Origin of the sequence: Lentzea sp. DG1S-22, assembly GCF_036321065.1 — a bacterium.
GTDB lineage: Bacteria > Actinomycetota > Actinomycetes > Mycobacteriales > Pseudonocardiaceae > Lentzea > Lentzea jiangxiensis.
Genome location: NZ_CP143276.1, coordinates 2,577,833 through 2,597,246, shown reverse-complemented (window position 1 = coordinate 2,597,246; position 19,414 = coordinate 2,577,833). Strand labels below are relative to the sequence as shown.

Annotated in this window: 19 protein-coding genes; 7 read left to right on the top strand and 12 right to left on the bottom strand. The window is 72.3% G+C overall.

Translation table 11 applies throughout. The features are described from left to right. Positions 1 to 11: 11 nt before the first annotated feature. The 3 genes from V1227_RS11270 to V1227_RS11260 are packed head-to-tail and all read right to left on the bottom strand — an operon-like array spanning position 12 to position 2,944. Positions 12 to 1,049 carry a type III polyketide synthase gene (locus V1227_RS11270; protein WP_329792460.1) on the bottom strand — a complete coding sequence of 346 codons (1,038 nt, stop codon included), beginning with the start codon at positions 1,047 to 1,049 and terminating at the stop codon, positions 12 to 14. Then, a complete protein-coding gene (locus V1227_RS11265; protein ID WP_329792459.1) occupies positions 1,046 to 2,185 on the bottom strand; it encodes an acyl-CoA dehydrogenase family protein in 1,140 nt (379 codons plus the stop codon). Before V1227_RS11265 ends, V1227_RS11270 begins: the two co-directional genes overlap by 4 nt. A gap of 3 nt (positions 2,186 to 2,188) precedes the next feature. Beyond that, complete coding sequence (locus tag V1227_RS11260; protein WP_329792458.1) at positions 2,189 to 2,944, bottom strand: methyltransferase domain-containing protein; 756 nt, start codon at positions 2,942 to 2,944, stop codon at positions 2,189 to 2,191. A gap of 3 nt (positions 2,945 to 2,947) precedes the next feature. Between V1227_RS11260 and V1227_RS11255 the strand changes: the two genes are divergently transcribed. The 5 genes from V1227_RS11255 to V1227_RS11235 all read left to right on the top strand — a co-directional run bounded on the left by V1227_RS11255 (position 2,948) and on the right by V1227_RS11235 (position 6,693). Continuing rightward, positions 2,948 to 3,733, top strand: a complete 786-nt coding sequence (locus V1227_RS11255; RefSeq protein WP_329792457.1) for a UbiA family prenyltransferase — start codon at positions 2,948 to 2,950, stop codon at positions 3,731 to 3,733. 256 nt (positions 3,734 to 3,989) lie between these two features. Further along, a complete protein-coding gene (locus tag V1227_RS11250; RefSeq protein ID WP_329792456.1) occupies positions 3,990 to 4,400 on the top strand; it encodes a hypothetical protein in 411 nt (136 codons plus the stop codon). Beyond that, complete coding sequence (locus tag V1227_RS11245; protein ID WP_329792455.1) at positions 4,397 to 5,566, top strand: zinc-dependent alcohol dehydrogenase; 1,170 nt, start codon at positions 4,397 to 4,399, stop codon at positions 5,564 to 5,566. The genes V1227_RS11250 and V1227_RS11245 overlap by 4 nt, the downstream gene beginning before the upstream one ends. Positions 5,567 to 5,605: 39 nt before the next feature. Then, on the top strand, positions 5,606 to 6,415 hold the full coding sequence (locus V1227_RS11240) for an MBL fold metallo-hydrolase (RefSeq protein WP_329792454.1): 810 nt from the start codon (positions 5,606 to 5,608) through the stop codon (positions 6,413 to 6,415). Then, positions 6,412 to 6,693 carry a hypothetical protein gene (locus V1227_RS11235; RefSeq protein ID WP_329792453.1) on the top strand — a complete coding sequence of 94 codons (282 nt, stop codon included), beginning with the start codon at positions 6,412 to 6,414 and terminating at the stop codon, positions 6,691 to 6,693. Before V1227_RS11240 ends, V1227_RS11235 begins: the two co-directional genes overlap by 4 nt. Before the next feature lie 65 nt (positions 6,694 to 6,758). On the opposite strand, the gene V1227_RS11230 is transcribed toward V1227_RS11235, so the two are convergent. From V1227_RS11230 to V1227_RS11190, 9 genes are all read right to left on the bottom strand, one after another. Further along, positions 6,759 to 7,703, bottom strand: a complete 945-nt coding sequence (locus V1227_RS11230) for an acyltransferase domain-containing protein (protein WP_329792452.1) — start codon at positions 7,701 to 7,703, stop codon at positions 6,759 to 6,761. 63 nt (positions 7,704 to 7,766) lie between these two features. Then, positions 7,767 to 8,930, bottom strand: a complete 1,164-nt coding sequence (locus V1227_RS11225) for a globin domain-containing protein (RefSeq protein ID WP_329792451.1) — start codon at positions 8,928 to 8,930, stop codon at positions 7,767 to 7,769. 156 nt (positions 8,931 to 9,086) lie between these two features. Further along, positions 9,087 to 10,172: an acetate/propionate family kinase gene (locus V1227_RS11220; protein ID WP_329793999.1), complete on the bottom strand. Its 1,086-nt coding sequence runs from the start codon at positions 10,170 to 10,172 to the stop codon at positions 9,087 to 9,089. Continuing rightward, a complete protein-coding gene (locus V1227_RS11215) occupies positions 10,169 to 12,499 on the bottom strand; it encodes a phosphoketolase family protein (protein WP_329792450.1) in 2,331 nt (776 codons plus the stop codon). Before V1227_RS11215 ends, V1227_RS11220 begins: the two co-directional genes overlap by 4 nt. A 437-nt stretch (positions 12,500 to 12,936) precedes the next feature. Then, a complete protein-coding gene (locus V1227_RS11210) occupies positions 12,937 to 13,950 on the bottom strand; it encodes an Acg family FMN-binding oxidoreductase (RefSeq protein ID WP_329792449.1) in 1,014 nt (337 codons plus the stop codon). A 220-nt stretch (positions 13,951 to 14,170) separates the two neighbouring features. Continuing rightward, on the bottom strand, positions 14,171 to 15,634 hold the full coding sequence (locus V1227_RS11205; RefSeq protein ID WP_329792448.1) for an aminotransferase class I/II-fold pyridoxal phosphate-dependent enzyme: 1,464 nt from the start codon (positions 15,632 to 15,634) through the stop codon (positions 14,171 to 14,173). Positions 15,635 to 15,675: 41 nt separating this feature from the next. Then, positions 15,676 to 16,575, bottom strand: a complete 900-nt coding sequence (locus tag V1227_RS11200; RefSeq protein WP_329792447.1) for an SDR family oxidoreductase — start codon at positions 16,573 to 16,575, stop codon at positions 15,676 to 15,678. 205 nt (positions 16,576 to 16,780) lie between these two features. Beyond that, the gene (locus V1227_RS11195) at positions 16,781 to 17,512 is read right to left on the bottom strand and encodes an ATP-binding protein (protein WP_329792446.1); all 732 of its coding nucleotides are present in this window, start codon (positions 17,510 to 17,512) and stop codon (positions 16,781 to 16,783) included. A gap of 78 nt (positions 17,513 to 17,590) precedes the next feature. Further along, a complete protein-coding gene (locus tag V1227_RS11190) occupies positions 17,591 to 17,878 on the bottom strand; it encodes a hypothetical protein (protein ID WP_329792445.1) in 288 nt (95 codons plus the stop codon). A 212-nt stretch (positions 17,879 to 18,090) separates the two neighbouring features. On the opposite strand from V1227_RS11190, the gene V1227_RS11185 reads away from it, so the two are divergent. Further along, entirely contained in the window at positions 18,091 to 18,477 is a 387-nt protein-coding gene (locus V1227_RS11185; RefSeq protein ID WP_329792444.1) for an STAS domain-containing protein, read from the top strand. Continuing rightward, positions 18,477 to 19,232: an ATP-binding protein gene (locus V1227_RS11180; protein WP_329792443.1), complete on the top strand. Its 756-nt coding sequence runs from the start codon at positions 18,477 to 18,479 to the stop codon at positions 19,230 to 19,232. Before V1227_RS11185 ends, V1227_RS11180 begins: the two co-directional genes overlap by 1 nt. Positions 19,233 to 19,414: the final 182 nt, after the last annotated feature.

Here is a 19,414-nt window from a genome sequence, read left to right as displayed (position 1 = left end):
TCGCATGATGTTCACCTCGCGCGCAATAGCGTGATGTAGAGAGTCAGTCCGGGACCGAACGCCATCGCCACCACGGGATCACCCGGCCGCGTCGCACCGCCGCGGAGCAGTTCGTCGAGGACCATCAACACCGTTGCCGATGAACAGTTCCCGTGCTCGCGCAGCACGTGCCGCGACGGTTCGAGCGCTTCCGGCGCCAGGCCGAGCTCGTGCTCGACGGTGTCGAGGATGCGCGGGCCACCGGGGTGCACGGCCCAGCCCCGCACGTCGGGCACGGTGAGACCGTGGTCGTCCAGCAGGCGTTCGACGGCTCGCTTCACGTGTTTGCCGAGCACCTCGGGCACGTGCGGGGACAGCGTCATCCGGAAGCCGTGGTCGGTGACGGCCCACGTCATGTGGTCCGCCGTGGCCGGATCGGTGACCGCGCCGGTGGCGACGACCTCCAGCCCGGACTCCTGCGGTCGCAGCACCACCGCCGTGGCCGCGTCACCGAACAGCGCGTGCGACACGATCTGACCCATGTCCGCGGTGGACGGCTGGACGTGCAGGGAGGTCAGCTCCACGCACAGCAGCACGGCCGGGCGGTGGTGAGCGGTCACGTAGTCGGTGACGGCCGCCATCGCGGGCAGGGCCGCGTAACAGCCCATGTGGCCGACCATCAGCCGTTGCGCGTCATCGGCCAGTTCCAGCGACGACGCCAGCTGCACGTCGAGTCCCGGCGCGGTGTAACCGGTGCACGACACGACGGTCAGCTGACCGATGTCGGCGGGGTCGAGGTCGGCGGACGCGAGAGCGGCGGAGACGGCCTCGTGCCCCAACGGCCGCGCGTACTCGTTGTAGAGCCGCATCCGCTCACCGGTCGTGGACTCGGACAGGTCGAGGTCCAGCGGGCTGACGACGGCGTGCCGGCGCCGCACGCCCACCGCCGCGAAGATCCGCTCCGCGGCTCTGCTGCCTCCCAGCAGCGGACGGAAGTGCTCGTCCCACAGGGTGTTCTGCTCGACCGCCCGGGGCAGTGCGGTGGCGATCGCGGCGATGTGCGCGGTCACCAGCGCGCCTCGTCGGGGTTCTCGCCCAGGGCACTGGCGCCGAGCCAGTCCGCGCACACGTCCGACGTGGCCGGTTGCAGCGCGCCGCACCGGGCGTCGCGGTAGAGCCGTTCCAGCGGATGGCCCCGGCGGGTCGCCGAGGCGCCCGCCGCCTCCAGCACCGAGAACGCGACCTGGGCGGCCGTGTCCCCGGCGATCAGCTTCGCCCGCCACACCCAGCGGTTCGTCTCGGGGCTGCCGGGGTCGTCGGTGACGAGCGCGGCGGCCTTCCTGACGACGAGCTCCGCCGCGGCCACCTGCACGTCGGCGCGCCCGAGGCGAGCGCGGACCATCGGAAGCGTGTGCAGCCCGCGTTCACGCAGGTGCTCCGCTCCGTGCCGCAGCACGGCCTGAGCGACACCGACGTAGACGGCGGCGTAGGAGGCGACGAGCCACTGGGGCATCACCTGCGCCAGCAGCAGCGCGGCGCCCTCGATCCCGCCGACGAGGGCGTCCTCGCCGACCTCGACGCCCAGGTGCAGGTCGTGGCTGGCCGTGGCGCGCATGCCGAGCGAGTCCCAGACCGGCCGCACCTCCACGCCGGGACCGGCCGGAACGAGGAAGTACGAGATCCGCGGCTCGTCGGAGTGCCTGTCCCTGGCGGCGACGAGGTACGCGTCCGCGTGGCCCGCGCCCGAGACGAACGTCTTGGCGCCGTCGATGCGGAAACCGGAACCCGTCCGCTCGTAGGAGGTGCGCACCTGCGACAGCCGGGAGCCGATGCCGGGCTCGCTCATCGCCACCGCGTACAGGGCGCCCTCCGCCGCGGCCTTGAGGACGCGGTCGCGGAAGGCGAAGAAGCTCTCCGTGCCGCCGAACTGGCGCACCAGCTCGTCCGGTGTGGAAGCGAGCGCGCCCGTGACGGAGGCGTGCATGTTGAAGATCAGCGCGGTCGCACCCGCCCCGCTGCCGAGCCGCATCGCCACGTCGGTGTACTCGGCGAACGTCGCACCGGCGCCACCCAGGTGCGGCGGTGCCATCAGGCCGAGCAGTCCGGCCTCGCGCAGGTCGTCGAAGTCCTCCTCGGGGAAGGCGCCGGCGGCGTCGTAGCGCGCCGCCCGGCCGGACATGCGTTCGGCCAGCGAGTGGAGGTCCAAGGCTCATCCCTTCTTGCGGCCGGCACCCTGGAAGAGCACGGCCGTGGTCGCGGTCGGGACCATGCGGACGGGACGCCCGCGGCGCACCGGCCACGTGAGCAGGTCGAGCAGTGACGGGCGAATACCCCGCAACGCCAGCCGTACACCGTGGCGGGCACATTCGCGGACGAGGGCGGCGCGGTCGACGAGCAACGCGGGATCGTGCACGCCGCGCGGCGCGAGACCGACGCGCTCCGCGAGGCCGATCGCGACCAGGCGGCACACCGCGGTGTCCGCCAGCGTGTCGAGCACCAGCAGACCACCGGGGCGCAGGATCCGGCACGCCTCCGCGACCGCACCCGCGAGGTCGTGCACGTGCTCGAGGATCTCGCCCGCGACCACGACGTCCGCGCACTCGTCGGGCAACGGCACGGCGAGCACGTCCCCCAGCACGGGCTCGATGCCGCGTGCCTGGCGCAGGCTGGCCTCCGACAGGTCCACGCCGATGTGCCGGTACCCGTGCAGGTGTGGTGCGAGCAGGCCCGCGCCGCAGCCGAGGTCGACGAGGACCGCCCCGGGCCGTGGCGCGGGGACGAGCCGGGCACGTGCGGCGGCGAGCCAGTGCAGCATGACGAACGGGCCGCGCGGGTGCCACCACTGCGCGGCGAGCCGTTCGTACAGCTCGGGGTCGTTGGGTTCGAGCTCGTTCTGCGGCTTCGCCGGCAGCTGGCAGAGTGGAGATCCGTGGGTCGTACAGGAGCTCTTGCGCGTTCGTGTCATCCGATGCCCGCTCTCGCCGTCACCGCGGTCGCGGCGGCGCTGGCCGTGACGACCGGGAGGTCGCCGGGAGGGGTGGCCGCGGTGGCCGCGGCGGTGTTCGCGGGCCAGCTGTCCGTGGGGTGGCTCAACGACCTGCTGGACGCGGACAGGGACGCGAGCGTCGGCCGTGCCGACAAGCCGGTGGCGGTGGGCACCGTGTCGCGGGAGCTGGTCGCGACCGCCACGGTCATCGCGGCGCTGGCGGCGGTTCTGCTGTCGTTGCTGTCCGGGGTGGACGCCGCGCTCGTGCACGTCGTGACGCTGTGCTCGGCCTGGGCGTACGACTTCGGGGTGAAGGCGACGGCGTTCTCCGTCGTGCCGTACGCGGTCTCGTTCGGCCTGCTGCCCGCGTTCGTCACGCTCGGCGGTCCGGACGGCCGGTGGGCCCCTGCGTGGCTCCTCGTCGCCGGCGCCGTGCTGGGCAGCGCCGCGCACTTCGCCAACGTCATCCCCGACCTGGAGGACGACGCCGCGACCGGTGTGCGCGGTCTGCCGCACCGCATCGGCGGGGCCGCCAGCGCGGGAGTGGCGGCCGCGCTGGCGGTGATCACCGGAGTGGTCCTCGCCCTCGGCCCGCCGGGTCCCGTCACGACGGCGGGACTGGTGGCGGTGCCGTTGTCGGTGGTGATCCTCCTGGTCGGCAGGGTGCGAGGCCGGCGGGCGGGGTCGCGGGCCAACTTCAACGCGCTGCTCGTGGTCGCCGTCGTCGACGTCGTCCTGCTGATCATCACCGGGGGAACCGAGCTCTAGCCGTCGGCACCGGTGGTGCGTGCGGGCGCCGCCGCTGAGCCCGGCCGGCAGGTGCGACCACGGCGCTGACCGCCGGTGCGGCCTTCCTGGCCGCGGCTCGGGTCTGGGACATGACCATTCCAACGGGGGAGCGGGGACGGGCTTCGGTCGTGCCCGGCTACCCGTGCCCCCGCGCCGCAAACAGATGTCACAACCCGGTTGTTCCGCATCGCCCGGGGTATCCACGGCCCTCATGCTCCGAGAAAGGGCCGGATACATGAACACAGCAGGCAAAGCGCTCCTGGCGGCGGGGGTGGCGACCGCCGTCGCGGTGGTGAGGCGGCGGCGCGGCGGCTCGGACGACCAGGGCTCCGGGCAGTGGCTGGCCGTGACGGTGTACCGCGCTCCGGAGGAGGTGCAGGCCTCGCTCCCCGAGGACCTGACCCGGTGGCGTGACCAGTTCGAGCTGCGCATCCAGCCGGCGACCGGCGACAAGGGCACCGAGCTGCGGGTGAAGCCGACCGGTGACGTCTCCCGCCACGACCTCAGGCTCGCGCTGCGCCGGGCGAAGTCGGTGCTGGAGGCCGGTGAGGTGGTGCGGCCCGACACCGCGCCCACGCATCCGGGGCCGCTGGGCAAGGCGTTGCGGCTCGTGACGAACCAGGCGGGAGGAGGTGGCCGGCTGTGAAGGCGCTGTGCTGGGAGGGGATCAACGACGTCCGCGTGCAGGACGTGCCCGACCCCGAGTTGCTGGGCGACCAGGACATGATCCTCAAGGTGCGGCTGAGCACCGTGTGCGGCTCGGACCTGCACCTGCTCACCGGGCACATCCCGTTCATGCAGGCGGGGGACGTGATCGGCCACGAGTTCATGGGCGAGGTCGTCGAGGTCGGGTCCGGTGTGACCCGGCACCGGCCCGGTGACCGCGTGGTGGTGTGCTCGTTCATCGCGTGCGGCCGGTGCTGGTACTGCCGCAACGAGCTGTACTCGTTGTGCGACAACACCAACACCAACCCGGCGATCACCCAGCACCTGTGGGGGTCCGATCCGGGGGGCATCTTCGGCTACTCCCACGCCATGGGCGGCTTCCGGGGCAGCCACGCGGAGTACGTGCGCGTGCCGTTCGCCGACCACACCGCCATCCCGATCCCCGACGCCGTGGACGACATGAGCGCGCTGTTCACGTCGGACTCGGCGGCGACCGGGTGGATGGGCGCCGACCTCGGCGGGGTCAAGCAGGGCGACGTCGTGGCCGTGTGGGGCGCGGGCGCGGTGGGGCAGATGGCGGCCCGCGCCGCCCAGCTGCTCGGCGCCGAACGGGTCCTGATCATCGACCGCTTCGACTACCGCCTGCGACAGGCCGAAACGATGTTCGGGGTGGAGACGGTCAACTACGCGGAGACCTCCGTCGGCGACGCGTTGCTCGACGCCACCGGTGGCCGTGGACCGGACGTCTGCATCGAGGCCGTCGGCTGCGAGGCGCACTCGACCGGTCCGCAGTACGTCTACGACCAGGTGAAGAGCAAGCTGAAGCTGGAGATGGACCGCCCGATCGCGGTGCGGGAGGCGATCTACAACTGCCGCAAGGGCGGCTCGGTGTTCGTCCTGGGCGTCTTCACCGGCATCGTCGACAAGTTCCCGCTGGGAGCGATGATGAACAAGGGCCTGACGGTCCGCGGCGCGCAGCAGCACGGCCAGCGCTACATCCCGATGCTGCTGGACCGGATCGCCTCCGGCGAGCTCGTCACCGACCACCTCGCGACGCACGTCATGCCGTTGAGCGAAGGCGCCCGCGGCTACGAGCTGTTCAAGAAGAAGGAAGACGACTGCGTCCGTTCGGTCTTCCGCCTGTGATCGACGTTCACGGCGGGAATGCCGGGGTAGCCGACCGGCATGAGCGTTGAGAACCCGGGACCGGGCTCGCTGCACTTCGTCGGCAACGCCACGACGGTGCTGCGGCTCGGACCCTTCACCCTGCTGACCGATCCCAACTTCCTCCACAGAGGACAGTGGACGCACATCGGCCAGGGCGTGGTGTCCAGGCGGCTCACCGATCCCGCGATCGAGATCGCCGACCTGCCCGAACTGGACGCCGTCGTGCTCTCGCACCTGCACGGCGACCACTTCGACCGGGTGGCGAGCAGGGAGCTCCGGCGCGACCTGCCCGTGCTCACCACCCCGCACGCGGCGAAACGCCTGGTGCGGCGCGGCTTCCGCGAAGCCGCGCCGCTGCGCACCTGGGAGACCGTGACGCTGTCGCGCGGGTCGGCCAGGCTGACGGTCACCTCGCTGCCGGGCCGGCACGCGCTGGGGCCGCTGGGCCGCCTGCTGCCCCCGGTGATGGGCACGATGCTCGAGTACCGGGAGGCGCCGGGCGTCCTCCCGTTCCGGATCTACCTCAGCGGCGACACCCTCGTGCACCCCGAACTGGGCCGGATCCGCGAGCGCTTCGACGGCATCGACCTCGCGGTGGTGCACCTCGGCGGCACCAAGGTGCTCGGCGTGCTGCTCACCATGGACGGCAAGCAGGGCGCGGATCTCCTGGAGCTGCTCGCCCCGCGCACCACGGTTCCGGTGCACTACGAGGAGTACGGGGTGATGAAGTCGCCGCTGTCGGACTTCACCTCGGAGGTCGCGCGGCGGCGGGCGGGGTTCGACGTGCGGGTGGTGGAACGCGGGGACACCTTCGTGCTGCCGAGGTGACCACCTCGGCCGGCGCCGCGTTCAAGGCTCCGGTGGCCTCGTGGCACCGCCCCCAGGCAGCAGGCCGCCAGCGCGGGAAGGACTCCGCGCTGGCGGGTGAATCACCAGGATGGTCCTGCGGCCGGTCAGCCGTGCGCCGACCGGGTGAGCTGTCCGTCGGTGGGCCTGCTCAGGCTCCCGAGCGGCTCTGGCCGGGCGGCGACGGCGGCGAGGTCGCCGGGTACCGGGTGCTCCCGCGGTACCTCGAACGGCGCGTCGTCGGACATGCTGCTGGGTAGCCGCGGTCGGCGCGCCCAAACGCCGCTACCCCGACCGGTCGTTCGGCGGTTACCGGCAGGCCTCGCTACAGGGCGAACCGGCCGCTGCGCCACTGCCAGTGCCGCCCGGCCCGCAGGTGGTCGACGACCGCGCGCTGGAGCACCGTGCGGCGCGGCAGGTCGTCGAGCGGGGTGGTCAGGGTGCGGAAGACGAACCGCCGCACCTCGACGTCGGCGTCGATGCCCTCCGGCACCTCGTAGGGCTCCAGTTCGAACCTCCGCTGGAACCGGATGATGTTGGAGTCTTCCGGAAGGTACTCGCGCAGCTGCGGGTCGAGCAGCCACGAGCCGCAGGAGAACGCCGTGTAGCGCTCCTCGGGGAAGTGGCGCGGGAAGAACGCGCGTGCCTCGTCGAGCGACGCGTCGACCGCCTCCGGGGTGAGCGGTCCCGAGTCGGGCACGTGCAGGCCGAGGGCCGTGTCGCCGCGCTGGTGCTGCAGCCGGCCGAGCTCGTGGACGCCCCCGCGCACGTGCAGGGTGAGCCAGCTCTGCATGACCGGCCAGCCCTCGCCGCGCATCCGGCGGTCGACCGCGAGGTTGCGGCCCAGGTCCGCCAGCGTCGCCCACGAGACGGCGTCGTCGATGCCGTGGTCGCGGTGGTACTCCCTGACGACGTCGACCAGGGCGAGGTAGGCGTACACGTACAGGTGCCGCCAGGCGAGGCCCCGGTCCCGCGGCAGTTCCGGTCCCGGTGGCAGCCAGCCGGCGCCACCGAGGTCGGCGCGCACCAGCGCGATCGAGCGGTCCAGCAGCCACCGCAGCTCGTCGGTCCACAGTGGAGAGTCGGCGTCCGGCCAGCCGGCCATGATCTCGGCGGCGTCGTCCGGCGGCACCGCGAGCCGGTCCAGGAGAGCCGGTGCGTCCGCCTTGGCGGGCAGCGGGGCGGACGGCCGGTCACCGGCGAGCCGGTGCACGCGTTCGACGTCCGCGACCGGAACTCCGAGCCGTGCCGCGGTGTTCTCGAGATCCACGACGACGACCCTACCGGCCGCGCGGTCGCCCGGGAGGCGTGAGCGTGCGGCCGGCGGGGGAGGTCACCCCTCGAGCATGCCGGGCCCGAAGACCTCGTACCTGATGTCGTCGGAGTGCATCCCGCGGCGGAGGAGCCCGGCCCGCACGTCACGCATGAAAGCGATGGGACCGCACAGGTACGCGACGGCGTCGGCGGGCAGTGGGATCGCTTCCACGTCGACCCGGCCGGCCTGCCCGCCGACGTCACCGTTCTCGTACCAGGTCAGCCGGTCCGGTCCGGCCAGGCGCGCGTACTCCTCGCGGTGGGCGTGGCGGTCGGCGGAGAGCTCGGCGTGCACGGCGACGACCTCGCGCGACGGCTGCGTCGTGGCGAGGTGGTCGAGCATCGACACCATCGGGGTGATGCCGATGCCCGCGCTGACCAGCACCACGGGACGGTCTCCCGCGGCGAGCACGACCTCGCCCGCCGGAGGGCCGAGCAGGAGCGTGTCGTCGGTCCGCTCGTGGTCGTGCAGGAAGCTCGACACCGCGCCGTCCGGCGTGCCGTCCGCGCCGCGCACCCGACGGACGGTGATGCGCAGCGCGCCGCGGCCGGGCGCCTGCGACAGCGAGTACTGGCGCGGCTGCCGGTGGCCGTCCGGCAGGTCGACCGCCACGGACACGTACTGGCCGGGCTCGAACACCGGAACGGGGCCGCCGTCGTCGGGCACGAGGGTGAACGACACCGTGTCGACGGCTTCCTCGTCGCACTTGGCGACGCGCCACGGCCTCCACGGGGTGTCCGGGGTGACGCCCGCGGCCTGGAACAGCCGGGCCTCGGCGGCGATCAGCGTCACCGCGAACAGCCAGTAGACCTCGTCCCAGGCGGCGGCGACCTCGGGCGTCACCGCGTCACCGAGGACGGTGGCGACGGCGCCGATGAGGTGCTTGCCGACGATGGGGTACTGGTCGGGGCGCACGCCGAGCGAGACGTGCTTGTGGGCGGTGCGCTCGGCGATCGGGCCGAACGGCGTCCCGTCGAGCAGGTGCCGGGCGTACGCGACCACCGCGGAGGCGAGCGCGAGCTGCTGCTTGCCGCTGGCCTGGTTGCCCTGGTTGAACAGGTTCAGCAGCTCGGGGTGCGCGGCGAACATCGACGGGTAGAACTCGGCGGTGATCTCGGCGGCGTGGTCGCGGACGACGGGCAGGGTCGCCCGCACCACGGCGGCCGAAGCAGCGGACAGCACAGGTAGCTCCTCGGGATCGGCGGGAACCGGACGTGTGGCCCGTGTTCCTGACACCTGCTGAGCCTGCGCGATCACCCGCCGCGGGTGCAGTTGGGAAGGTCGCTGCCCGGCCGGGACCTTCGTCCCGGGACCCGCACGGAAATCCACTGTGGACAGTCAGTGGAGCAGTGCGCGGGTCTGACCGGCGATCTCGACGTCCTCACGGGCTTCGAGCACCCACACCCCCACGCCCGAGCCGTCCCCGCTGATCCGGGCGTCCCGCGGGTCCTCGGCGTTGAGCCGGGTGTCGAGGTCGACGCCCAGGAACCCCAGGCCCGCGGCGGTGTCGGCGCGCAGCTCGGCGTCGTGCTCGCCGACACCGCCGGTGAACACCAGCAGGTCGAGCCCGCCCAGCGAGGCGGTCATGGCGGCGATGCCCTGCCGCAGCCGGTGCACGTACACCCGCAACGCCAGGAGCGCGCGCTCGTCGCCCTTCCCCGCGGCGTCGCGGACGTCGCGCAGATCACCGCCGACCTCGGACAGCCCCGCCAGTCCGGCGTGGTGCTCCAGGCCGTCCTCCAGGTCGTCCAGCGCCAGTCCGGCGCGTTGCAGCCACACCAGCAGACCGGGGTCGACGTCACCGCTGCGGGTGGCCATCACGAGTCCCGCCAGCGGGGTGAAGCCCATCGTCGTGTCGACCGACCGCCCGTTCGCCACGGCGGCGAGCGAGGCGCCGGAACCCAGGTGGCAGTTCACCACCCGGGCACCGGGCGTGCCCGCCAGCTCGGCGGCCCGCCGGGACGCGTAGGCGTGCGACAGGCCGTGGAACCCGTACCGGCGCAGGTCCCACCTGCGCCGCCAGGCCGCGGGGACGGCGTAGGTCGTCGCGGCCGCGGACATCGTGGTGTGGAAGGCCGTGTCGAAGCACGCGACGTGCGGAACACCGGGCAGCAGCCGCCGAGCCGCGTCGATGCCGGCGAGCGCGCGCGGCTGGTGCAACGGCGCCAGCCCGGTGAGCTCTTCGATCCCGGACCGCACGTCGTCGTCGACCACCGTGGCCCCGGTGAACTCGGGACCACCGTGCACGACGCGGTGCCCGACCGCGTCCACGGCGGGCGCGTCCTGCAGGAAGTCCTCCAGCGGGCCGGTTTCGTCCCCTCCGGACCAGCGTTCGAGGGTGGTCTCGGCGAGGACCTCGTCGTCGCCGCCGAGCACACGCAGCTTCAAGCTGGAAGAACCGGCGTTCACCACGAGAACGTTCATCGCCACGCCCAGTCGCGCACCTCGGGCATGTCCTCGCCGTGCTCGCGGATCCACGTGTGGTGGCGGTTGCGCTGGTCCTGCATCAGCTGCCGCAGGCGGGCCGCCTTGGGGCCGAGCCCGGGAACGCGGTCGATGACGTCGATGACGAGCCGGTACCGGTCCATGTCGTTGAGCACGAGCATGTCGAACGGCGTGGTGGTGGTGCCTTCCTCCTTGTAGCCGCGGACGTGCAGGTTGTGGTGGTTGGTGCGGCGGTAGGTCAGGCGGTGGATGAGCCAGGGGTAGCCGTGGTAGGCGAAGATCACCGGCCGGTCCGCGGTGAACAGCGCGTCGAACTCGCGGTCGGGCATGCCGTGCGGGTGTTCGGTGTCGGGTTGCAGTCGCATCAGGTCCACGACGTTGACCACGCGAACCCGCAACGACGGCAGGTGCTCGCGCAGCAACGACACCGCCGCCAGCACCTCGACGGTGGGGGCGTCGCCGGCACACGCGAGCACGACGTCGGGTTCTTCGGTGCCGTCGTCGCTGCTCGCCCACTCCCAGATGCCCGCGCCGCGGGCGCAGTGCAGCTCGGCCTCGTCGATCGGGAGCCAGTCGGGGGTGTCGTTCTTGCCGGCCACGATGACGTTGACGTGGTCCTTGCTGCGCAGGCAGTGGTCCGCGACCGAGAGCAGGGTGTTGGTGTCCGGTGGCAGGTAGACGCGGACGACCTCGGCCTTCTTGTTCATGACGTGGTCGATGAAGCCGGGGTCCTGGTGGGAGAAGCCGTTGTGGTCCTGGCGCCACACGTGCGAGCTGAGCAGGTAGTTCAGCGACGCGACGGGCCGGCGCCACTCCAGTTTCCTGTGCGTCTTGAGCCATTTGGCGTGCTGGTTGAACATGGAGTCGACGATGTGGATGAACGCCTCGTAGCAGTTGAACAGGCCGTGCCGGCCGGTGAGCAGGTAGCCCTCCAGCATGCCCTGGCACAGGTGCTCGGACAGCACCTCGACGACGCGGCCGTCGTGGACGAGGTGCTCGTCGACGGGCAGCGTCTCGGCCTGCCACTGCTTGCCGGTCACGTCGTAGACGGCGTCGAGCCGGTTTGAGGCGGTCTCGTCCGGGCCGAAGATGCGGAACGAGCGCGCGTCGGCGTTGAGCTCGACGACGTCGCGCAGCATCCGGCCGAGCACGCGGGTCGGTTCGGAGTGCGTGGTGCCGTGTTCGACGACCTCGGCGGCGTGCGCGCGGATGCCGGGCGTTTTCAGCTCGCGCAACAACAAGCCGCCGTTGGCGTGCGGCGTGGCACCCATCCTGCGGGCGCCGTCCGGAACCAGGGCCGCGAGCTCGGGCCGCGGGGTGCCCTTCTCGTCGAACAGCTCGTCCGGCCGGTAGCTGCGCAGCCACGCCTCCAGCTGGCCCAGGTGTTCGGGGTTGTCCCGCACTCCGGCCAACGGGACCTGGTGCGCACGCCACGTGTTCTCGACCGGCTTGCCGTCCACTTCGGACGGACCGGTCCAGCCCTTGGGGCTGCGCAGCACGATCATGGGCCAGCGCGGCCGGTCCTCGGACCCCTTGACGCGGTGGATCTCGTCGACCACCTGGTCGAGCACCTCGGCCATCCGCGCGTGCATCGCCTTGGGTTCGTCGCCTTCGACGTAGTACGGCGTGTAGCCGTAGCCGCGCAGCAACGCGTCCAGCTCGTCGTGCGGGATGCGGGCGAGCAGGCTCGGGTTGGCGATCTTGTAGCCGTTGAGGTGCAGGATCGGCAGCACCGCCCCGTCACGCCGGGGGTGCAGGAACTTGCCGGCGTGCCAGCTCGTCGCGAGCGGCCCGGTCTCGGCCTCGCCGTCACCGACGACGCACGCGACGATCAGGTCGGGGTTGTCGAACGCGGCGCCGAACGCGTGCGCGAGGGAGTAGCCCAGTTCGCCGCCCTCGTGGATCGAGCCGGGCACCTCGGGCGCCACGTGGCTCGGCACGCCGCCGGGGAAGGAGAACTGGCGGAACAGCTTGCGCATGCCGTCTTCGTCACGCGGCACGTCCGGGTAGGTCTCGCTGTAGGTGCCCTCCAGCCAGGTGTTGGCCAGCAGCGCGGGACCGCCGTGACCAGGACCGGTCACGAACATCATGTCCAGGTCGCGGTCGCGGATGACGCGGTTGAGGTGGGCGTAGAGGAAGTTCAACCCCGGCGTGGTGCCCCAGTGGCCCAGCAGACGGGGCTTGATGTGCTCCGGTGTCAGCGGTTCGGTCAGCAACGGGTTGTCCAGCAGGTAGATCTGGCCGGCCGACAGGTAGTTGGCGGCTCGCCAGTACGCGTCGACGAGCTCCAGGTCGGCGTTCGGCATCTCGTGCTCCTCACTGGGTTTCGTTGCCTCCCACGCTGCCGTCGCGGAGGACCACCGGACAGGGCATGCGGTCCACGCGGACGAGGACCGAAGTCCCTGGGTTCCCGGTGGGCGGTCGTGCACACCTCGATCAACTTCCGGTGTGCACCGGGAGGCGGGGACGGTCATGTGGTCTGGAAGGCTTCCAGGACGGGGTGGTGCATCACGAGAACGGGACACGGCGCGTGGTGCAGTGCGGACGATCGCCTCGTGGGGCTGGGAGCGGACCAGGACGGCGGCGCGGCACGCGGCCGTCACCCGCTCCGCCCCCGACCGGTGCGGTGACGTGGCGGTGCCCTGCGCCGACGGCCTTCGGCGTGCCGGGCCCGCGGTGCTTCGGGCCGTCCGTCCGCGGCAGAGCGGGAAGCGGGCTCGGCGACGGGACCGGAGTCCCGACGTCAGCAGGGCGCGTGCTCGTCAGTGCCCACCAGCAGCTCCGCGACGGGGCGGCGCGGCGTCGCCGGGACCGGGGTGCTGAACCCCACCCGCAGCACGGTCTGCGGCACCAGCATGCCGCCGAGCGCGCGCCTCAGGTTCTCGCGGACCTGCCGCACCTCGACCGGCTGGGACAGGAACGACGCCGACAGGCCGCGCGTGGTCGCCGTGAGCAGGACGCGCTGCATGGCCTGCCCTGCCTGCAGTTCGCCGAGCGGGCCGTCGTAGAACGAGCAGAGGACCACCACGAGGGGGTCGGACTCGTAGTCCTTGCCGGGGTGACGTTCGGGGCCCTGGAAGTCGCGGAAGGCCCACTCGTCCTGCATCGCGGGCCGCACCCCCGCCGAGGCGGGCGGCACGCCGTCGGTGGCGCCGGGGCGGTGGCCGGTGAACGCCGCGAGCTCGGCCTGCACGCCCTCGTCGCCGAGCTGGATCTCGTGCGCCTGCCGGACGAACCGCTTGAGCTGCGCCCGGTCCTGCGGCGTCGAGATGACGTGCAGCCACGAGCGCTCCAGCTCGGCCGCCCTGACCAGGGCGTGCCGCTGCCGAGGGTCGACCGGCGCCTCGAGGAACGGGGTGCGGTTGGTGCGCCGGCGGGGAACGGCGTCGAGCAGGGCGCGGTTCTCGGCGTTGATCTTGATCGAGCCGCCGCGCCGGACCACCGCGAGCGCGCCCGGCGCGTCGTGACCGGGCAGCATCGACACCAGCGGGCGCACGCCCCGGGCCTCCAGCGCGAGGCGCAGGTTGAACAGCGCCGCGCCGCACGAGAGCCGCAGTTCGCGGTCCTCTCGGTCGGTCGCCGCCAGCCTGCGGCCGTGGTCCGGGTACAGCTCGATGCGGTCCCGCTTCACCTGGAACCGCCAGGGCTGGGTGTTGTGCACGGACGGCGCGAGCGACGCCGCCGCGAGCGACGCCGCCGCGAGCACGCCCTCGACCTGTTCGGGCCCGAGCCCCAGCGCCGCCGTCACCTGAGCCATGTCCTTCACCCCGTCGTGTGGCCTGGTCCCGCGTCGTACCGCTCCACTGTCCGCGAGGCCACCGGCCGGTTCCACTGTCGAAGGTCCCGACCTGACCGGGACCGCTCGCTGACGACACCGGCGTGGTCGCCGGTGTCGTCAGCGAGTTCGGGGTGCGATCGCAGTCGTGACGGACCTCCACATCACCTCTGAGGAGCCGCACCGCGCGCACGCCTGGACCTCACGGCTTGCGCACCACCACGCGGAAGCTCTTCAGCTCCGGGTCGGACGGGTCGGGCAGGGTCATCCCCGCGTCGAGGCCGCTGCGGACGTAGTCCACGACCTCCTGGGTGATCACCTCGCCGGGCAGGACCGCGGGAGCGCCGGGCGGGTAGGGCGTGACCACCTCGGCGCTGATCCGGCCGACGGCCTGCTCCGCGCCCACCTGCTCGACCTCGGCGAAGAACGCGTCCCGCGGCAGCATCGCCGTCTCCAGCTGCAGCTCGTCCGGTGACGGCAGGTCCACCTGCGGCGGTGCGGGCAGGTCGGCCTTGACCAGCGCCGAGAGCGCTTCGAGCAGGATGGCGGCGGTGCGGTGGTCGTCGGCGTGGGTGAAGTGGGCGACGACGCGGCGGTGGTCGGAGAGGCCGAGCGTGACGCGCTGGTGCTCGCGCAGCCAGTCGGTGGCCTGGTAGCCGCTGATGCCGAGGCCGGACACGTCGATGGTCATCTTGAGCGGGTCGAGCGCGTGCGCCAGTCCCTTCCCGATGAACTCGGCCTCGCCCATCACGCGCAGGCCGGGCAGGTCGTTGATGGAGTCACGGGTGGCGTGGGCGAGTGCGAGCGCCGCCGTGAGCAGTTCTTCGCCGTGCTGGACCATGTGCCGCCGCCAGCCGTCGAGGGTGGCGTAGACGATGGACGTGGGGCTCGTGGTGGCCAGCAGGTCCTCCCGCGCCTTGAGCACGTTCGGGTCGACCAGGTCGCCCTGCAGGTGGAACACGGAGCTCTGCTCCACCGCGGCACCGGACTTGTGCACGCTGGTGACGACCACGTCGGCACCGGCGTCCATGCCCCACTGCGGCAGGTCGGGGTGGAACGGCAGGTGCGCGCCCCAGGCCTCGTCCACGATCAGCGGCTTGCCGAAGGAGTGGCATACCTCGGCGATCGCCGCGATGTCACCGCAGGTGCCGTAGTCGTTGGGCGTCACGAGCAGCATGCCCTTGGCCTCGGGTTCGGCCTCGAACAGCTCCCGCACGTCCTCGGGGCCCGGCGGGTGGGACAGGTGGCGCTCGGCGTCCCAGTGCGGCGACAGCCACACCGGCGAGACGCCGCTGAGGATGAGCGCGGAGATGACGGACTTGTGGGCGTGGCGGGGCACGATGATCTTCTCGTGCGGCCCCGCCACCGACAGCATCGCGCTCTTGACCGACAACGAGCTGCCGCAGGTCGAGAAGAACGCCTGGTCGGCGTCCACGGCCTCGGCCATCAGCTGCTGGGCGTGCTCGACCACGCCCTGGCTGCTGGTCCGGTCGTCCAGGCCGTTCACCGGGATCACGTCCGCCGCGAAGACGTCCTCGCCGAGGACGTCGAGCACGCGCGGGTCGGCTCCACGTCCCTGGCGGTGGCCGGGTGGGGTGAACGGCGTGTAGCCGCGTTCGCGGTAAGCCTGCAACGCTTCCAGCACTGGTGCCCTGTTCTGGTCCATAGTGGAGGTGTACCGCGACGCGGCGTTTGAACCGCTGAAGATCAGGTGAGCAGCTGACCGCCGGTCACACCCAGGACCTCCCCGGTGATGTAGCTCGACTCCTGCGAGGCGAAGAAGACGTAGGCCGGTGCCAGCTCGGCGGGCTGCGCGGCGCGGCCCATCGGGGTCTGCGCGCCGAAGTCGTCGACCTTCTCGGCGGGCATCGTCGCGGGGATCAGCGGCGTCCACACCGGGCCGGGTGCGACGGAGTTGACCCGGATGCCCTTCTCGATCAGGTCGGCCGAGAGCGCCTTGGTGAAGTTGACGATCGCGGCCTTGGTGGCCGCGTAGTCCATCAGCGAGGGAGAGGGCATGAACGCCTGGATCGACGAGGTGGTGATGATCGCCGATCCCGGCCGCATCAGCGGCACCGCGGCCTTGCACAGCCAGAACATCGCGTAGATGTTGGTCTTGAAGACGCGGTCCAGCTGCTCGGTGTCGATGCCGAGCAGCCCTTCGCTCTGCGTCATCTGGTAGGCCGCGTTGCTGACGAGGACGTCGATCCGCCCGAACTCCTCGCGCGCCCGCTCGACCAGGTCGCGGCACGCGTCCTCGCTGCGCAGGTCGCCCGGCGCCAGCACGGCCTGCCGCCCGGCGTCGCGCACGAGCTCGGCGGTGCGCTCGGCGTCCTCCTGCTCCTCCTCAAGGTAGGACAGCAGCACGTCCGCGCCCTCCCTGGCGAACGCGAGCGCCGTCGCCCGGCCGATGCCCGAGTCCCCGCCGGTGATCACGGCCTTGGTGTCGGTGAGCCGGCCGCTGCCCCGGTAGGTCTTCTCCCCGTGGTCGGGCTCCGGCCCCATCTGCCGGCCGGTGCCGGGGTGGGCCTGCTCCTGCCCCTCCTGGGCATCGGGACGCGGGTACTGCTCCCGCGGGTCCTGCCGGGTGTACTGGTCTGCGGACATCTGCTGCCACCTCGCGACGATCGGCTTTCGGAACCGCAGGTGTTCCCGCCGAGAACGCGTTCAACCGCACGGACCACGGGATCACACGCCGTTCCCGAGCGAATCCGCCCGGCCGCGGCACCCCTGTTCCCGGCGTGGTGGTCGCCATTTCCTCCACTGTGGACTGGTCCGCGTCGGGGAGGAGACGGTCGTTCACCCGGCGGAACTACCGCCGGCGCCGAAGCGGCAGGACAGCCCACACGACCTTGCCACCGCCGAAGGACGGGGTGCTGCCCCAGGCGAGGCACGTCCGGTCGACGAGGTCCAGTCCGCCCCACCACGGTCCGGCGCGGCGGGCCGGGGGTTCGGGGTTGTCGTCGCGGACGGCGAGGGACAGGCCGCCGGCGCGCAGCTCGACGCGCAGCGAGGGCTCGGAACCGGAGTACCGGACCGCGTTCTCGACGAGCTCGCTCACCACGAGCACCGCGTCGTCGGCCACGGCGGGCAGCTCCCACTCCTCGCAGGCGGAGCGGACCGCGTCCCGGGCCATCAGCGGCGCGACCAGCGACCGCGGCAGGCTCAGGAGGCGATGGCGCCGCAGGGGAGGTCCTTCGGCGCGCTCCAGGGCAGCGGCCATGTCGGTCGTCGTCGCCACGTGCCGCGTCACGCCGCTGCGCCTGAGGTCGCGCTGGTGCCGTGCCGTCTCGGCGAGGAGCACCAGCGGCACGTCCGGCCAGTCCGAGATCTTCGTCCAGACCGTGGCGAAGACGGACAGCATGGCGTGGCTCGCCGACTCGAAGTCCGGACCGAGGCGGACGACGATCGCGACCGGCACCCCGGTCGCCTGCTCGAGCAGCCCGTCGCGCAGCTCGGCGTAGGTGGACAGGTCCAGCCGCCCCACCGGGGTCGCCACCACCACGCCCGCGAGGTCCGCCGTCCGCACGCTGATGTCCGTCACGCGCCCGCGTCCCGCCGCAGACCCGATCTCAGCGGGTGCGCTTCTTCTTCCTGCACGTCGTACCGCACGGCGATCAGCTCACGCCCGCGCCGGCGGGGAGTGCGACGCCTTCGTCCGGCAGGCGCTTTCTCCGGGCCGCCGTTGTGAGCGTCGAGCAGCGCGTCCGGCGTCCAGCCGTTCTCGGGGGAGGTCAGCGACCACGGAGGTGGACAGCGACCCGGAGCGGGCGAGGATGGTCGACAGGGCGGAGGAACCACGCGCCGGGATGTGCGGCACGACCATCATCGCTGCGGGCAGTCCGGAGACGGGAGCGCGCAACGCCTCCACTGCGTCGGCGGAGGCTCCGGCGACAAGGTCTCGTGGCACTGATGGTGCTCCTCTGCCTCGTGTCGTCGGGACGGGGTACCCCGCGGTCCCGAAGCGACACTTCGGGGCCGTTGCTCCGTTCGGCCCCGCCGCGGGTTTCCGGGTCGACGGCAGGGCCGGACGGTAATACGGTCGTACCACCTGCCTTCACCGCCAGGTCGGGTTCAGCAGGCAGCTCGGCTGATGCGGCGCCACCTCACAAGGGATGCCGTATGACTGAAGAAGCTTTTGAGCACGATGAATTCGCGTCGGTGCGTGTCGCCACGATCGACGCGGCCGTGGTGGTCCGGATAGCCGGTGAGGTCGACGCCTTCACGGAGGCGGCGGTCCGCGCCCCTCTCTTCGAGGCCCTCGACGCCACGCCACCGGTGGTGGTGGTCGACCTGGAGGAGGTCTCCTTCATCGGGTCCACCGGCCTGCGTGTGCTCGTGGAGGCCTGCGAGCAGGCGAGACGGGACGGCGTCGACCTGCGCGTGGTCGTGAACACGCGCCCGCTCCAGCGGCTGCTGGAGGTCAGCGGGCTCGACGGGCACCTCCCGGTGGCCGGGTCCCTGCACGACGCGCTCGTGAGTGCGGGAAGCGCCGCGAAAGCCGGCTGATGACCGGACTGCGGAGCGAACAGCGGTTGAGGTGCAGTGCCGAGGAGCGCGAGGGGTGCGCGGTGATCCGCCCCGAAGGCGTCCTCGGGCACTCGACCTACGGCGTGCTGCGGGACTTCATGCTGAAGTGCGCCGTCGAGCAACCCCGGGCGCTGGTCGTCGACCTCAGCGCTGTGAAGATCGCGACGAACAGCGTCCTGAACGTGTTCACGACGGTGTGGCTGCGCATCAGCGACTGGCCGGCGCTCCCGGTGCTGGTGGCCACCGGAGCCGCGTACGTCGACCTGTTCCGGCGCGCACCCGCGCGGCGCTACGTCGGGGTGTTCGGCGAGGTGGGGGAGGCGCTGGCGAACGTCGACCGGCCGCAGCCGCGCCGGCGCGCGCACCGGACCCTGCCGCACGACCTGGGCAGTCCCCGCGCCGCCCGCCGGTTCGTCGCGGGGACCTGCGCGGAGTGGGAACTGCCGGACCGGCTGACGCAGGACGCGGTGCACGTGGCGTCGGAACTCGTGCAGAACACCGTGGAGCACGCCGGTTCCGAGGCCCGGCTGCGGCTGGAGCTGCGCCGCGGCCGGCTCACCGTGGCGGTGGGCGACGACGACCCGGCTCCGGCCGTGCTCGTCGACCCCGCGAGCGACGCCCGCAACGCGGGCAGGGGTGTGCACATCGTCGCCCAGCTCGCGAAGACCTGGGGGTGCGTGGTCGACGCGGCCGGGGGCCGCAAGACGGTGTGGGCGGTGCTCGGCCGCCGGTAGCCGTGGTGGCCGGCTCGACGTGCACCGGTCCCGGACTCACAGCTGCACGTGTCCTTGTTCGAGCAGCACCCCGTCGGCGGCTTGCTCGATGCGCTCCGCGGACCGCCCGGCAGAACCCGAAGCGCCTCGGCACCGATGACCACTGCGTGGTAGTGCGGCTTCCAGGTCCGCCAGCGCGTTTC